Annotated in this window: 13 protein-coding genes; 1 reads left to right on the forward strand and 12 read right to left on the reverse strand. The window is 45.7% G+C overall.

Annotation, left to right across the window (positions count from 1 at the left end; translation table 11 throughout):
• Positions 1-179: 179 nt before the first annotated feature.
• Entirely contained in the window at positions 180-2141 is a 1962-nt protein-coding gene (locus tag QVE09_RS11655) for an ABC transporter substrate-binding protein (protein WP_315936957.1), read from the reverse strand.
• A 206-nt stretch (positions 2142-2347) separates the two neighbouring features.
• Between QVE09_RS11655 and QVE09_RS11660 the strand changes: the two genes are divergently transcribed.
• On the forward strand, positions 2348-3151 hold the full coding sequence (locus QVE09_RS11660) for a hypothetical protein (RefSeq protein WP_315936958.1): 804 nt from the start codon (positions 2348-2350) through the stop codon (positions 3149-3151).
• Positions 3152-3340: 189 nt separating this feature from the next.
• Here the strand turns inward: QVE09_RS11660 and QVE09_RS11665 are convergent, their stop codons facing one another.
• The 11 genes from QVE09_RS11665 to xseA all read right to left on the reverse strand — a co-directional run bounded on the left by QVE09_RS11665 (position 3341) and on the right by xseA (position 15537).
• Positions 3341-4297 (reverse strand): GGDEF domain-containing protein, encoded by a 957-nt coding sequence (locus QVE09_RS11665; RefSeq protein ID WP_315936959.1) that lies wholly within the window; start codon positions 4295-4297, stop codon positions 3341-3343.
• A gap of 342 nt (positions 4298-4639) precedes the next feature.
• A complete protein-coding gene (gene spo0A / locus QVE09_RS11670) occupies positions 4640-5446 on the reverse strand; it encodes a sporulation transcription factor Spo0A (RefSeq protein WP_253438786.1) in 807 nt (268 codons plus the stop codon).
• A 195-nt stretch (positions 5447-5641) separates the two neighbouring features.
• Positions 5642-6970, reverse strand: a complete 1329-nt coding sequence (gene spoIVB, locus QVE09_RS11675; protein ID WP_315936960.1) for a SpoIVB peptidase — start codon at positions 6968-6970, stop codon at positions 5642-5644.
• Positions 6971-7090: 120 nt separating this feature from the next.
• Positions 7091-8809 carry a DNA repair protein RecN gene (gene recN, locus QVE09_RS11680; RefSeq protein WP_315936961.1) on the reverse strand — a complete coding sequence of 573 codons (1719 nt, stop codon included), beginning with the start codon at positions 8807-8809 and terminating at the stop codon, positions 7091-7093.
• A 55-nt stretch (positions 8810-8864) separates the two neighbouring features.
• Entirely contained in the window at positions 8865-9314 is a 450-nt protein-coding gene (gene ahrC, locus QVE09_RS11685) for a transcriptional regulator AhrC/ArgR (RefSeq protein WP_017687604.1), read from the reverse strand.
• Positions 9315-9398: 84 nt separating this feature from the next.
• A complete protein-coding gene (locus tag QVE09_RS11690; RefSeq protein ID WP_315936962.1) occupies positions 9399-9884 on the reverse strand; it encodes a hypothetical protein in 486 nt (161 codons plus the stop codon).
• 84 nt (positions 9885-9968) lie between these two features.
• Positions 9969-10814, reverse strand: a complete 846-nt coding sequence (locus QVE09_RS11695) for a TlyA family RNA methyltransferase (protein WP_315936963.1) — start codon at positions 10812-10814, stop codon at positions 9969-9971.
• 22 nt (positions 10815-10836) lie between these two features.
• Complete coding sequence (gene dxs, locus QVE09_RS11700; protein ID WP_133385416.1) at positions 10837-12744, reverse strand: 1-deoxy-D-xylulose-5-phosphate synthase; 1908 nt, start codon at positions 12742-12744, stop codon at positions 10837-10839.
• A gap of 283 nt (positions 12745-13027) precedes the next feature.
• Positions 13028-13933, reverse strand: coding sequence for a polyprenyl synthetase family protein (locus QVE09_RS11705; RefSeq protein WP_397387031.1), 906 nt, complete (start codon positions 13931-13933; stop codon positions 13028-13030).
• The gene (xseB, locus tag QVE09_RS11710; protein ID WP_315936965.1) at positions 13926-14183 is read right to left on the reverse strand and encodes an exodeoxyribonuclease VII small subunit; all 258 of its coding nucleotides are present in this window, start codon (positions 14181-14183) and stop codon (positions 13926-13928) included. Before xseB ends, QVE09_RS11705 begins: the two co-directional genes overlap by 8 nt.
• Positions 14173-15537 (reverse strand): exodeoxyribonuclease VII large subunit, encoded by a 1365-nt coding sequence (xseA, locus tag QVE09_RS11715; RefSeq protein ID WP_150364559.1) that lies wholly within the window; start codon positions 15535-15537, stop codon positions 14173-14175. Before xseA ends, xseB begins: the two co-directional genes overlap by 11 nt.
• Positions 15538-15543 lie beyond the last annotated feature (6 nt).

The following is a 15543-nucleotide window of genomic DNA, read 5'->3' on the forward strand; positions in this document are numbered from 1 at the left end:
TCCAATCCCAGCCTCACCCGGAACAAAGGCCTTACAAGGTCATCATTCTGCCACACAGCCGATAACATATGCCTAGCAGAGGTTCACTAATATACCTTCATTATAAATGATAATAATTTTCATTATCAACTGAATTTTAGAGTGGGATTGGATTTCATCTCATCAAGCACTTATTACGTTTATTTGGGTTCAGAGATCTTCGTAAACCACGCGGCCAATTCCTCTGTTTGATCCAATGTTGCAATCGGGTCAAAGTACCATGAACGATCCGGACTCCAGATAAACACACGATCATTTTTAACCGCATCCAGTGAACTCCAGACCGGTTTGGATTTCAACTCTTCCAGGGTCAGATTATCTGCTGTTAGAATAATGTAGTCTCCGGCAAACTCAGGAATCGCTTCCGATGAAACTTCAACCAGTTGATCCTTCATTAAAATCTCTTTTTTATCTGCAGGAGGATTCAAACCAAGCGCGCCGTATACTGCCTGACCTCCCCGACCAAAATTATCACCAAAGGCCAACGGTGCTTTATCATAGAACTGCATGACCGACACCTCGGCCTGCGGATCAATCGCCTCACCAACGCGCTTCCTGGCATCTGCAATTCTTGCGTCATAATCGGCTAACCATGCCTCAGATTCTTTTTCTTTATTCAGCACTTCACCGAAATAGGCAATTTCTTCGTGGGTGTTTTTCAATTCGCCATAAGGTACAACCAAGGTAGGTGCAATTTTGCTAAAGGAATCAATTAAATCAGGATTACCTGTCACAATGAGATCCGGTTCAAGTTCCAACACCTTTTCGAGAGAAATGGTCTCATATTCACCAATATTTTGCACGCCCTCAAGTGATTTGATAAAATAAGGATTTTTCAGGTTCATCTCAGGTGTACCCACAGGTTTAATCCCCAGGGCGATCAGACTTCCCAGATACAAGTCAACCACAATCCGTTTAGGTTCGGCTGGGATTGCGATATCCCCCTTAACCGTTGAGACTGTGCGAAGTTCCGATGATTTGCTTTGATTCTCCGCTGTTACTGTCTTCGTGGAACTTGACGTACTATTGCTTCCGGATGCATCCCCGCTTGAATTACTGGCAACACCTGTAGAGCAGGCACTCAGCAGTAACGTAAGACTTAGTAGAATACTAAGCAGCATTCCCGTTCTTGTCTGTCTGTTCATATTTATTGACCCTCCATGCTTATATTGATAATGATTATCACCATCAGTATAAACATACCTTCCACTTCCACCTCTGAAAATGTCATTTCGCGCCACACCTGATGTCAGATCAGGCCAATACAGAGGTGCTGAGGTCCTCTCTTTGAATTGTAAAGGAGAAAGACCTGTATGTTTCTTGAACATACGCCCCAAATAATATCCATCAGGATAACCTATGCCGGCTGCAATCTCATCCAATGTGGCGTCCGTTTGCAGCAACATCTCCTTGGCTTTGAACAAACGAAACTGAATCAGATAATCGATGGGACTGGTCCCAGTCGACTGCTTGAACTTGCGTGACAAACTTCTTGGGCTGGTGCCGATCATTTCTGCCAAAAGATGAAGCGTAAGTGGCTGGCTGTAGGAAGACTCTACAATTTCAATGACTTTGTTGACCTGATCCATGATACTTGGATAACGATTGGATACACGAGGAATCTGTGACGATACCTGCTCCACAAATGCATAGAACAAGCTCTTGGCCTGAAAGTGCTGAATGGGGTTCTTTTGATCCCACAAAAATTGCATCTGTTTCAATTGCTCATATAGAATGGTTGGCGTATCGGGGGTAAAACCATAGTTCATTTGAAACGGATTGATACGCTCCATCAACCTTCCCAGATCGTTTCTTCCTCCACTAGGCAGGTTTGCTTTGTACATCAAGTAATATAAGCGCAATCCGGATTCACCTGCTTGAATCACCAACTTACTCCCTTTACCCCCATGGAGAATATAAAAGCGGCTCACTTCATACGTTTGGTTGTCAATCGTCACTCCAGCGTCACCCTGAATGGTGAGTACAAAGGTACTTGTCGGGAATTTGTATTTCATCTCTTCATATGCCTCTAATTCCATGTAACGGATATCTGTTATACTCACCGCAGCATAGTTCCAGAGGATATAATAATCATTCCACATTTTGCTAACCCATCTCCGTCTAAATAGATTGTGTCTGTACTCTACTCAATTATTGATAACCATTATCAATTATTATGATGAAGTTCGCAATACAACCAACGTAAATGAATGCACTCAGACGAAAAAAAGAGCTATTCAAATCCTTCTCTTAACATCCGATATATGTAAATAGAACCATGATAAAGAGTAGAAGGAGAACAGAGGATATGAATTCAATCTCATCTGCAACCAAAAGCAGTTTCACTCCCGGGAATCAAGTCTCCAGTCGGGATAAAGAAATTCAGGGACTCATGCAGCAGAAGATCCGGCTCAATGAAGAAATGCAAGGTGTAAAAACCAATGACGAATTGGATACCAAGACCAAAGCCCAGCGGATTAAATCCTTAACAAGCTCCATATCCCAGATCGACAGCCAGATTGCCCAGATTAAAGCAGAGGAATTGCAGGAAAAGAACAAATTAAGACAGCCCGAAAAGACTCAACAGCAACAACCCAAACCTACCGAAGAGACACAAGCCCCTTCACTGGATCACCTAATCAAGCATAGTCAGACTTATGATCAATTGGGTAAGCTGGTCGGTTTGCGTGATCGCATGCAGGGCTCCATTCAGACCACTGAAGGAGAGACACGATTCGACCGACTCGTTCTGGAGATTAATGCAGACAAAGATATAGGCAAATCAATGATGTTGGAAAATGCAGAGCGCACCGTCTTTCAGGCAAAACGAGAGGTTGTTCAGGACATCAATTCTCAGCTCAGCAAGGTCAATCAAAAGATTGGAGATCTGGTGAAAGAGATCCATCAGCCCGCACCTAAAGAGACGGTACAACCACCTATCTCAGGAACATCTGGAGAAAAAGATCAGGAAGTAAATGAAGGAAAGAAAACGGGAAGTAAGGAGCACCCATCAGATGGCGGAACCACAGATCAGGAATCAGGAAACAGCCCGCAAACTCCGGCTTCTGCATCTCCTGCTGCTTCATATCCATCCGTAGATATTCGAATCTGAGTACCCTTTGCTCAAACATACTTATATCTATACATATTGGGTTTGAAGGTTAAAGTGGTTCGTACGCTAAACAACCTTCGGCTCGCACCAATGATACAACCGCTATTACAGGTGGCTAACTCCTGATAAGTAGCGGTTTTTCCTGCATCTTTAACGTTAGTAGTTGTAGTACTATGAGTATTTCTTGCTCTAACACGGAGTACTGGCGGTATCATTTGCACAGATGATACTGCCGGCAATCGCTTTACAACCTTTTTTGATCCGTGTGGCCTCATCAATTATCTGATCTATGTTTTCATATTTTCGCTTGCTGTTGGTTACAACGGCGATGGATACCGACACGAGAGGAATGGGACGATTTAGCCCGGAACGTCCTTCCCCCAGAACATATTGATTATGCCAATCAAGTTCGTTGTAGAACGTCTTTTTCATTTGCTCAAAACCTGAGATGACTTCCTCACTAATATGTTTGTAATCATGGTGATTCAGGATCGTAATAAAATCATCACCACCGATATGTCCAAGAAAAGCTTCAGGGGGAACAAATAGCTTGCGAAGCAAGTTAGCTGTCGCCTGAATAAGCTGATCCCCCATTTTGAAGCCGTAGCTATCATTGTAGGATTTGAATTGATCGAGATCAACGTACAGCACGCTAAAATGGTCCATCTGAAGAGCCTGAGACAGCCTTTCATCTATGATATGATTACCTGGAAGCCCTGTCAGCGGGTTCATAAAAATCGCCATTTCAGCCCGTACATCAGCAACAGCAAGTAACAAACGGCGAATACTCACAGCACCAAAGAAACTTTCCCCTGACGTGACCAGCACAAGATCATATATTTCCCCTTCATCTCTGTCCATGGCGAGAACACTGACATCTGTAATCTGTTCCGAATAATCCACGACCAGTGCCTGCGTGTTCATCACCAGTTCAACAGGACGTCCCATATACAGATTATAGCCGTACTGCGTGCCAATCTGCTGAAAGAATTGGGGCCGCATCATTAATGACACACCCTTCTCCCCCATTACTGCTATACCTTCCAGACTAGGATTGGACTTGAAAAGATGATAGACGATATCACATTTTGTATCAGATCGTACTACAGGAATCGGTTCAGCAATCTTGCCTATTTGCGTAAACATACTATTCTACTCCTCTGTTCGTAGCATCTAATCCGAACTTTTCAAATATATATGTAGGTCTTTGTCAATGGTCACATCGTACCACTTTCTACTTGAAAAAGCGTTAACTGAGGGTAAAAGTTTATGAAATAAAATTTTTATCCCCATGATCTGTGTTATTTCGTTATGCAAAAATACCGTCATTTACTGGATATCTTTAATCCAATAAATGACGGTATTCGTTGGTATATATTACAGAAGTTTATCGGCATGAAATGAACGAATTCAGATATAAGCCGCCAAAATTCATTTGGCCAGAATCTAATCTGAACTTTCCTTGCCGGATCACTACTCCTGACCCTTTCAGCTTACCTTATGCTCAATTCTCAGCTTGTCAGCAACCATCGCGATGAATTCCGAATTTGTCGGTTTCGACTTGCTGATGTTGATCGTGTAGCCAAACAAGTGGCTGATGCTGTCGATGTTACCGCGAGTCCATGCCACTTCAATGGCATGACGGATGGCACGTTCGACGCGGGATGGCGTGGTTTTGAATTTTTCGGCAATCGCCGGATACAGTGTTTTGGTGATGGCTCCCAAAATTTCGATATTGTTATACACCATCGTAATGGCTTCCCGCAAATACTGATATCCTTTAATATGCGCAGGAACACCGATTTCATGTATGATGGACGTAATACTTGCATCCAGATTTTTGTGTTTGCCCATTGGCACAACATTGGATTTCATGAACATGGATGATCCGCTGCTTGTGGACATCGCGGTCTGTGTTCCCACCAGTTGACGCACACGATTCGCAAGCACCTCCATGTCAAACGGCTTGAGAATGTAATAGGAAGCTCCGAGTTGCACGGCACGCTGTGTGATATTCTCTTGTCCGAATGCCGTAAGCATAATGACTTTAGGCTGTGGAGACAGGTTCAGGTCGCGCAAGCGCTCAAGCACACCCAGTCCGTCCAGGTGAGGCATGATAATATCCAGAATCAATACATCCGGCACATCCCGAGTTTGCTCCAGCAATTGCAGTACTTCTTCTCCATTGTATGCAATACCGGTTACTTCCATATCTTCCTGTTCAGATATATATTCGGCAAGCAAATTCGTAAATTCACGATTATCATCGGCCAGCAATACCTCAATTTTTTGCAAAACGGTATCCTCCTTTAAATTAAACATCGTTTCGTACATTTCCTTACACGTTTAATTTTCGACACAGCGAGTTAAATTCCTCCTGTCGAAAATTATTTTTCTTTATTTTTTTTTCTTGATCCTATATAATAAATAATTTATTTCATTATCCGATATATTATGTTTGCTTTCGACAAAAAAGAACCTCAGGGCTGTTTAACCAGCCTTGAGGTTCTTTTCGTTTTCCTTTTTCATCATAACGCCAGCATCTTGTAACATCCATTCAATGAAGCAACCATAACCCGATTTCGGATCATTCACGAATACATGAGTAACTGCACCGATTAATTTACCATTCTGCACAATGGGGCTGCCACTCATACCTTGAACGATGCCTCCGGTCTTATCCAGCAGTTTCGGGTCCGTGATTCGAAGTACCAGACCTTTCGTTGCTGGCTCAGTTTGATCTGCCACATGAACAATGTCAATGGAGAAGCGTTCAACTTGTTGACCGTCAACCACGGTAAGTATTTCGGCCGGTCCTTCTTTGACTTCATGAGAAAAAGCGACGGGAATACCTTTCGAATACAGACTGTGCTCAGGATTTCCGGACATTTTACCAAAGATGCCAAAAGCCGTATTACGTTCAATATTGCCCAAAATCTTGCTTTCCTTGAGGAAATGAGCACGTTTTTCACCCGGATCACCGGTCTCACTTTTCGAAATGGACGTCACATTGGACTGAACGATCTGACCACTACCCACAACAATAGATGTTTGTGTGTTCATATCTGTAATGACATGGCCCAGTGCGCCGTATACGCCCTGATCGGGAGCATAGAAGGTAAGTGTGCCAACGCCGGCTGCGGAATCACGAATGTATAAACCAAGCCTCCAGGCTTGATCCTCGGAGTCATACGCCGGAGTCAATCGTGTCTTAACCGTTTCCTTACCACGTTTCAACACAACATCAATACCTTTTTTACTTTTACCTGCGAGTTCAACGGCTTCAGACACACCTGCCACGCCATCAAGACGTTTACCATCCATATGCGTAATCAGATCTCCGAGCTTAATACCTGCGTTTTCTCCTGGCGATACACGCTCATCCTGCCCGGAATGGACCAGATGATGACCAACCACCAGAATGCCTGCCGATTTAACTTTGACGCCAATGGTTTGACCCCCGGGTACAACACGCAAATCCGGTATCACATTCACATGGACTGTTTTGACCGGAATTTTACCCCACAACTTCAACGTTAATTTGGCATGTCCCGTCTGTTGGGGGTGAAGATGCAAAGGTTGTTGCCTGGTAACATGCATCGCTGCCTGATCATCCAAACCAACGATATCAGGACGATCTACAACGGCGCTTGAAGCAGCAGGTACAGCGAACCGTACATCCGCTTGCCTGCCGGCAAACACCTGCAATTCATCCGGCAGTGAAGCATAACTTTGCACAGGCTGAATGGCCTGGCTAATCACACAAAGAAAGAAGGCAAATAAAAGACCTAGCAATTTCTTCCTGAGGGGGGAATTCAATGGCTGTCACACTCCCTTTGCTTCTTTCGCTTGACGAAAGGTGGTCGCCAATTGCGTACCTATAAGATAACCTCGCCCCCAGGCTTTTATTACTGTCAATCATTACGCCAGCCGTCCGTTTCACCCTTTTTTGGCTTCCGCCAAATTCAGCATTTCCTGTGCGTGATGCAGCGTTTTTTCTGTAATTTCCACGCCGCCCAGCATACGTGCCAATTCCTTCACTCTGCCTTCGTCTGACAGCGATTCCACCTGCGTCATCGTCCGTCCATCGTAGACATGTTTCTCAATGAGATATTGATGATCTGCCATACATGCCACTTGTGGTAAGTGAGTTATTGAGAAAACCTGACAAGTCGAAGACAAGCGGAACAGTTTTTCCGCAATGGATTGAGCTGCTCTACCGCTAACTCCGGTATCAACTTCATCAAAAATCAACACAGGTATCCGGTCATGTCGCGCAAAGATACTCTTCATCGCCAGCATCATTCTCGACAACTCACCACCTGAAGCAATCTTGCCAAGTGGTCGTAATGGCTCGCCCGGGTTCGGTGAGATCAGGAATTCCGCATTGTCCGCACCCTGACGATTCAGACGAATACGGCGTCCATTCCATTCAATGCCCTTTGGATCTTCAAATGGAGTAATCTGAACACGCAGTGTGGTCCGCTCCATTTGCAGATCCTTGAGCTCGCTTTCCACCTGTGCAGCAAGTTCCTCGGCGCATTGTTTGCGAACCTTGCTGAGTTCTTCAGCAGACTCCATCACAAGGTTAAGCATTTTGTCACGTTCAGCTCGCAATTTCTCCAGCCGTTCGTCCTTGTTCTCCAGTTGGTCGGTTTCATGGCTAATCTGATCATAATAACTGAGAATAAGTTCAACACTGTCCCCGTATTTCCGTCTGAGGCCAGAAATCAGATTCAGCCTTTGCTCCACTTCTTCCAGCCTTGCCGGATTAAATTCAATTTTCTCTCGGTAATCCCTTAACTGAAATGTCGCATCTTCCAATTGATAAAATGCGGATTGCAGCTGCTCTACAATTGGTTGCAGTCCTTTGCTATCATATCCAGAAATGTCTTCAATTCTTGAAAGAGCAATGCTCACAGCTTCAAGCCCGCGTTGACCACTGAGCAGATCATATGCACCAGCAACACTGTCCATCATTTTCTCACTATGGGATAGTTTGACCTGTTCTTCCCCGAGTAATTCATCCTCGCCTCGTGTAAGGCTTGCCGCTGCGATCTCCTCAAGCTGAAAGCGATACATGTCCAAGAGTTGATATGCCCGCTGACTGGACTCCTGAAGCGCACGCAGTTCTTTTTCCGCCGTGATAAACTTGCTGTAACGCTCTTGGTACTTCGCTTTGACAGGTCCGATGACTTCCGAGCCATAGGTATCGAGAAGCCCCAGATGGCTCTCTGCGCGCAGCAAACTCTGATGTTCATGTTGTCCATGGATATTGATCAGCTTCTCGCCTACTTCCCGCAGCATGGTCAGATTGACCAATTGCCCATTAATGCGGGACGTACTCTTCCCCTGAGTATTCAGCTCACGTCGAATAACCAAATGCTCTTCAGGCTCACAATGGATACCAAGTTTCTCTAACGTCAGCCAGACCGGATGACTTGGTTCCATCTCAAAAAGGGCTTCCATCTCTGCCTTCTCACATCCGTACCGGATCAGATCAGCTGAACTTCGTCCACCGGCAATTAAGCCAAGTGCATCTATAATAATCGACTTCCCGGCACCCGTTTCCCCTGAAAGCACATGGAATCCCGGATGGAATACAACATCTACTTCTTCCACCACAGCCAGATTGCGAATCGATAACGTAACTAACATCTGCAAAAACACCTCCGGATGACTAACTCAGAAATTATGTTTTTGAACCATTGATTCAAGCAATATAACCCATGATGCGTTCAATAACGGTCACGCTGTTACCTTCAGTCCGGCAGATAATCAGAATGGTATCATCCCCACAGATCGTGCCCATGACTTCATTCCACTCAATATTATCAAGCAAAGCTGCAATGGAGTTGGCTGTTCCTGGCAAACATTTCATCACAACCAGATTGTTGGTGTGATCAATGTGCAAGAAGTTGTCAACGAGTGCACGCTTCAACTTTTGAATCGGATTATATCGTTGATCTGTTGGCAAAGAGTACTTGTATCTTCCGTCATCCATCGGAATCTTGATTAACAGAAGTTCCTTGATATCCCGGGATACCGTCGCCTGAGTCACCTGAAAACCTGATTTGCGTAGTGCTTCAACCAGATCATCCTGGGTCTCAATTTCATTTTGACTAATGATTTCACGAATCTTGATGTGCCTTTGTCCTTTCATACATGCCTCCAGTTAAATGTATTGCAATAAAGCAGCATTTGTAATTCGCCGCAGACTTTGCCCTGTAATGTTCATTCTTTTATATTAGTCCAGATCATCCCCATCATACACATCTTCCTGATAGTCCATGAGCCTGATTAACTTAATATCGGAATCCTCCAAGTCAACATACAGCAATCCTTCACAGCCAGGATATAACAACAGATAATTGAGGAAGCGATCCCTAAGCGCAGGGCCGGTCATTTCAATTGGCTGTCTGCGACGAGACGTTTTCACCAGGTATCTGAGATCCTCACGTTCTGCAACATAATCAATGAATAATCTGCTGTAATAAACGGATTCATTGGCCTCAAAAGCCAGAGGGACTTTCATTTTGCCACCGATAACTTCGTAGCCTTGTGCTTCAAGCAAATCCAAGGCTGGGGAATCCTGAATCTTCACGTTCAGTTGCATTCCAGACAAGCTTACCGGCATCGGTCGGTTCACCCAATTACGCAAGCCAAAGAACAGCCACAAGATCAAACAGACAGCAAGTACACCTATAACAATTGTGTCATATTGACCATCCATTATCGCTCACCTCGAAGACATATTCGAGGTTCAGTAACGATTTCCCTTTACATCAATCACCTTTCCAGCGAAAAGAAACCCATCTTATGATGAGTTTCCCGTAAATGTATGAGCTGCTTCCTTGGCAATTTGCTCTGCAAGTGCATCAAGTGAAGCTGGATCGTTCTCTGGTTGTGTAGCCTCTGGTGCTTCCAGACGCCAATGAGCGAGAAATTCGATATTACCTTCTCCACCGGTTATCGGTGAAAAAGTTAAACTTTGCAGATGCAAACCAAGTTGACTGGCAAAATGAAGCATCGTCTGCAATACATCTTTGTGTACCTTCGTATCACGTACCACACCGGACTTGCCTACTTTCTCACGTCCTGCCTCAAATTGAGGTTTAATCAATGCAACGATATCTGCAGGTTGTTTCAAAAGAGCCAGAAGTGGCGGCAATATGATTCGCAGTGAAATGAACGACACATCAATGCTCGCAAAGTTCGGGACTGGTCCCGTAAGATCTTCAGGAGTCACATAGCGAAAGTTGGTCCGTTCCATAACAGTAACCCGCTCATCATTACGCAAAGACCAGTCGAGCTGATTATACCCCACATCAATAGCGTAGACGTGAGACGCACCATGCTGAAGTGCACAATCCGTAAATCCACCGGTGGATGAACCAATGTCGAGCATGACAAGTCCATTCATATCAAGGCCGAAATGACGGATCGCTTTTTCGAGCTTCAATCCGCCTCTGCCGACGTAGGGATGTACCGAGCCTTTAACTTTTAGCTCGGCTTCCCTTGGAATCTTCATGCCCGCCTTTTCGATCGGCTCATTGTTGGCATACACCAGTCCAGCCATGATTGCAGCCTTTGCCTTCTCACGACTTTCATAATAGCCCTGCTCAACCAGCAGAACATCAATTCGTTCTTTCGGGAGTGACATGTCTGTCTCCTATCATGTAAATTTACGAAGGAAAACGTGTTTTGGGTATTCCGTAAGATGATTGAACAGCCATCTTGCGCAGTTCAGCACATACATTTTCAACAGTAAGACCCACTTCCTCACGTTGTTCCTTAATACTGCCATGCTCGATGAAGCGATCCGGAATCCCCATCAATTGTACATGAACATCATGTAGTCCCTGTTCTGCATAAAACTCCAGCACTGCACTACCCATGCTGCCTGCTTGGGATGTTTCTTCAAGTACAATCAATTTGGTGCCTCGAACAGCCAGGTCACGCAGCATTTGCTCATCAAGAGGTTTCAGGAAGCGAGCGTTAATTACGCCTGCTGTAATCCCTTCCCGTTTCACCATCTCTGCTGCCTCTTCTGCAAGCTGCACCATCGATCCTGAAGCGATGACAGCATATCCTTCCGATGGACGTAGTTGCTCCCATGATCCGATTGGAATCGGAACAAGTACATCATCCAAAGGTACACCGACCACATTGTTTCGTGGATAACGGTAAGCAATTGGACCTTCATTATAATCAAGCGCCGTTTTCATCATGTGACGCAATTCATTTTCGTCTTTTGGCATCATCAGAACGATATTTGGAATATGGCGCATAAATGCCACATCGTATACCCCTTGATGTGTTTCCCCATCTGGACCAACAAACCCGGCACGGTCAATGGCAAACATCACGTTAGCGTTATGACGGCAAATATCATGTACAATCTGATCATATGCACGTTGCATAAATGTGGAATACACGGCGAAAACCGGCTTCAAGCCTTCCATAGCCAGTGCAGCACACATGGTTGCCGCATGCTGTTCTGCGATCCCTACGTCAATCATGCGATCCGGAAATTCCTTACTAAATGGAATAAGACCTGATCCGGTAGGCATTGCCGGAGTTACCGCTACGATCCGCTTATCCTGCTTCGCAAGATCAATTAGCGTTTGACCAAACACTTCCGTGTACATCGGTTTTCCGACTGCCTTCAGCACTTGTCCAGATTCAATTTTGTACGGAGAAATTCCGTGCCACTTGTGCGAATCGGCTTCTGCTGGCTGATAACCTTTGCCTTTGGTCGTGAGCACGTGAACGAGCACAGGACCATCAACGTTATCCGCCTGTTTGAAGGTTTCAATCAATTTGGGAATATCATGCCCATCAATCGGTCCCAAATACGTGAAGCCCAGTTCTTCGAAAAGAACACCTGGTACCATCATATATTTGACACTGTCTTTGATCCAGCTTGCCGATTTGGCCAAACGATCCCCAATAGCAGGAATTTTTTTAAGCATCCCCTCGACATCATCTTTTGCTTTCAAATAATGACGATCCGAACGAATCTTGCTCAAATATTTATGCATGGCCCCAACGTTTGGAGCAATGGACATTTCATTATCATTCAGAATAACCATCAGTTTTCTCTGCTCATGACCGATATGATTGAGAGCCTCAAACGCCATACCACCTGTAAGCGCTCCATCACCAATCATCGCGATAACTTGGTTGTCCTCACCCTTCAGATCACGTGCAAGGGCCATCCCCATCGCAGCGGACAGTGAAGTACTGCTGTGTCCAGCTTCCCATACATCATGTTCACTTTCGTTGCGTTTGACAAACCCGCACAGACCGTTATGTTGACGCAATGTATCAAAGCGATCCATACGCCCTGTCAGGACTTTATGCACATAAGCCTGATGCCCTACATCAAAAATCATTTTGTCCGCTGGACTGTTATAGCAGTAATGCAGGGCTACCGTGAGCTCAACCACGCCTAAGTTGGGTGCGAGATGCCCACCTGTAACAGACAGTTTCTCAATCAGAAACTGCCGGATCTCTGCCGACAAAAGGGCAAGATCATCCTGAGACATCGACTTTAGATCACTGGGTTGTTTAATTTGTGGAAGCAGCACGAGAATCTCCCCGCTTTCCTAGATTGTTTAGTTATTGTTGTAAATCGATATATACATTATGAATCAAATGACATTAAATCATTATAACATAAAAGAACAAGAATCATAATTTACTGCTCTATACTCCCGATAACGAGCATTCTCGCCAGCAAGTTATTTAAAATTCTTCTCCATATGTATTCCCGCATCCACTCGGGACAGACTTTTTCCATCCACTCGGAAAAAGGACATTACATTCATTACACGGTTATAGCGGTTTTGAAACAGCCCGCTCCGTCAGAATCTAATGGTCTCGACTCATCAGGTAATCTGCAATTTCCAGCAATCTGGATGCATCAGGTAACTCGGCTCTTTCAAGTGCGTCTTTTGCAGATTGGGTAAGGGATTTCACCTCAGCTAGAGAAGCCTCCATGCCAATAAAATAAGGGTACGTTACCTTCTGCTGATTCACATCGCTCTGTGTTTTCTTGCCCATCTTCTGCTCGTCGCCCGTCAGGTCGAGAATATCATCCTGAATCTGGAACGCCAGCCCCAGATCACGGCCAAACACACGCAAGGCTTCCAATTGTCCTTCCGTTGCTCCACCAATTCGTGCTCCAGCAATGAGAGAGAAAACAATCAGGTCACCCGTTTTGTGCAAATGAATATATTGGAGCTGTGCAAGATCAGTCATGCCTTGTTCGCCTTCCATATCAGCAACTTGGCCGCCGACCATACCTCTTGCTCCAGCAAGTTCGGACAGGTCCTCTACGATGGACAGCAACGCATCTGCCGCCACACCGCTACGGCGTCCAGCTTGAACAATGCTATAAAAAGCATGGGTTAACAGCGCATCGCCTGCCAATATGGCTGTTGCTTCACCATATACCTTATGATTCGTTAATTTTCCCCTGCGGTAATCATCATTATCCATAGCAGGCAGGTCGTCGTGGATCAGTGAGTACGTATGAACCATCTCCACGGCGCAGGCTACCGGCATTGCAGCTGTACGCTGTACACCGAAGGCTTCCGCCGCAGCAACGACCAGAAGAGGACGAAGGCGTTTGCCTCCGGCCATGAGTGAGTACTGCATCGCATCCGTCAACGATTGGGGTACATCCCAGTGATCGGGAAGCGTGTGTTTCAACGCTTCTGTCACCTCAGCTGTGACCTCTTCGAGGTATGCTTGAAACGAAGGACGATTACTCATGGACTTCACCGCTCTCATCGTCAGCAGTTCCGAAAGGCTTCTTGCGAAGCTCTCCATCTTCTTCTACGATCATCTCGATCTTGCGTTCCACTTGTTCCAGCTTCAGACCGCAAAGTTGCGAAAGTTTCATCCCGCGCTGAAACAGATCGATGGCCTGTTCCAACGGAACATCACCATGCTCAAGCTGACCTACGATGTCTTCCAATGCCGCCATTGCTTCTTCAAAATTCAATTCCGGTTCATTCACCATGGGTATTGTCGTCCTCCTTCATTCCCCAAACCTGACAGTCCAGCTGTCCGTCTGTTAATTTAATCTTAATTGAATCTCCAGGCTGTACATCCTTCGTGGACTTGATTAATCGCTGTTCCTGCTCGTCATAGACAAGGCTGTATCCACGTGACATGACTTTAAGCGGGCTGAGCGCATCCAGATGCCGCACAGATGATTTCCACTGTTGTTGCTTCGATCTGGTTATAGACCTGATCGCAAGTTCCAGTTGTCTGCGTGCTGCCGCATTCTCACGGCGTGCTGCATTGACCTGCTCACGAGGATTGAATCGTTGCAGCGCTGCCCGCAGACGCTCCTGCTTCTCTCCCGTCCATTTCATACGGGTATCCACTGTTCTCAATAACCGTTGATGCATCATATCCAGTCGTTCCGTGTGCTGCATCAAGGTACGTCTTGGATGAACAAGCACTGGCGAACGCTGTAATCTCGCGAGCCGTTCACGATTATGTACAGCACGCTGACGCAAGCTATGCTGTAATTGACGCTGCCGTTGTCCGATCTGATCGAGCAACTCAGCTCGATTAGGTACAGCTAATTCAGCAGCTGCTGTAGGTGTAGCCGCACGCAAATCGGCTGCAAAATCAGCAATAGTGAAGTCCGTTTCGTGCCCAACCGCAGAAATGACAGGAATATCCGAAGCGACTATTGCTCTTGCCACAATCTCCTCATTAAAGGCCCACAACTCCTCCAGTGAACCGCCTCCGCGTCCAACGATAAGTACATCGGCTTCTCCCATCCGGTTCAGGTTGCCAATCGCTTTGACAATGGAAGGTGCTGCACCCTTGCCTTGAACCAGAACAGGATATAAAACAACTTTGGCAGAAGGGTACCTGCGCTGGAGTGTGATCATGATGTCCCGCACCGCCGCTCCCGTCGGTGAAGTTACAACCCCGATGGTCTGTGGATAACGAGGGATCTGTCTTTTTCGAGAAGGTGAAAATAACCCTTCATCCTCAAGCTTTTTCTTCAGCTGTTCGTAAGCCAGATACAGACTTCCAATTCCGTCCGGCTGCATGTGGGTAGCATAGAATTGATACTGCCCATCCCGTTCATACACCGAGACATTACCACGGGCAATAACCCTTGCACCCTCCTTCGGTACAAAGGGTAATCGCTGGTTATGGGATGCGAACATGATCGATTTAATCCGGCTGTCCTTGTCCTTCAATGTAAAATACATATGGCCGCTGGAGTGATGTGTGAAGTTCGAAATCTCCCCGCGTAGCCAAACGTCCGACAGGACCTGATCCGATTCCAGTTTCATCCGGATGTATCGGTTCAGGTCTTTGATGGAGTAGATCTTTTGATCTGCCACAGACAG

Origin of the sequence: Paenibacillus sp. ClWae2A, assembly GCF_032452295.1 — a bacterium.
GTDB lineage: Bacteria > Bacillota > Bacilli > Paenibacillales > Paenibacillaceae > Paenibacillus.